General features: G+C 53.2%; 1 protein-coding gene. It reads left to right on the top strand.

Features of this window, described 5'->3' with window-relative positions:
* Nucleotides 1–1,227: DUF5018 domain-containing protein (locus FU659_RS36205; RefSeq protein WP_222708728.1), on the top strand; the 1,227-nt coding region annotated here is incomplete at both ends.

Raw genomic sequence — 1,227 nt, 5'->3', positions numbered from 1 at the left:
GCCGGTGACGTACACCGTCATTGCGGAGGATGGGAAGACAAAGAGTTACACCGTAACGGTAACAGTAACAGCAAGCAGCGCGAAAGACTTGACGACGTTCAGCTTCGAAGGATTATCCCCAGCCGTGGTAGGAACGATAAGTGGCACAAATATAGCATTAACCGTGCCTCATGGAACATCGGTAACGTCGCTAGTTGCGACATTCACGAGTTCCGCAGGATCGACGGTGAAGGTAGGCACCACCACGCAAGTGAGCGGAACGACGGTGAACGACTTCACTTCGCCGGTGACATATACCGTCACTGCGCAGGATGGGACGACGAAGAGTTACATCGTAACCGTAACAATAGCGGCGAGCAGCGCGAAGGATTTGTCTGCGTTCAGCTTCGAAGGCTTACAGCCAGCCGTGGTAGGAACGATTAATGGCACGAATATCGCATTAACGGTGCCTCATGGAACATCGGTAACATCACTGGTTGCGACGTACACAAGTTCCGCGGTATCAACGGTGAAGGTAGGCATGACCGCACAAGTGAGCGGAACGACGGTGAACGACTTTACTTCGCCGGTGACGTACACCGTCACCGCGGAGGATGGGACGACGAAGAATTACACTGTAACGGTAACAGTGTTAGCTAGCAGCGCGAAAGACTTAACTGCGTTCAGCTTTGAAGGGTTGTCGCCAGCGGTAGTGGGAACGATCAGTGGTGCGGATATCGCCTTGACGGTGCCTCATGGAACATCCGTAACGTCGCTAGTTGCGACTTACACAAGTTCTTCGGGATCAACGGTGAAAGTAGGCTCGACCGCACAAGTGAGCGGAACGACGGTGAACGACTTCACTTCGTCGGTGACGTACATCGTTACCGCGCAGGATGGGACGACGAAGAGTTACACCGTAACAGTGACAGTAACAGCGAGCAGCGCTAAGGACTTGATGGCATTCAGCTTTGAGGGGTTGTCGCCAGCGGTAATAGGTACGATTGGTGGCACGGATATTGCCTTAACGGTGCCTCATGGAACATCCGTAACGTCGCTGGTTGCAACATTTACGAGTTCCGCAGGATCGATAGTAAAGGTAGGCACGACCGCGCAAGTGAGTGGAACGACGGCGAACGACTTTACTTCGCCGGTGACGTACACCGTCATTGCGGAGGATGGGAAGACAAAGAGTTACACCGTAACGGTAACAGTAACAGCAAGCAGCGCGAAAGACTTGACGACGTT

The organism is Paenibacillus sp. N3.4 (assembly GCF_008017805.1).
Taxonomy (GTDB): Bacteria; Bacillota; Bacilli; order Paenibacillales; family NBRC-103111; genus Paenibacillus_E.
The sequence above is the reverse complement of the archived record's forward strand: the minus strand, read 5'-3'. Positions and strand labels throughout refer to the sequence as shown.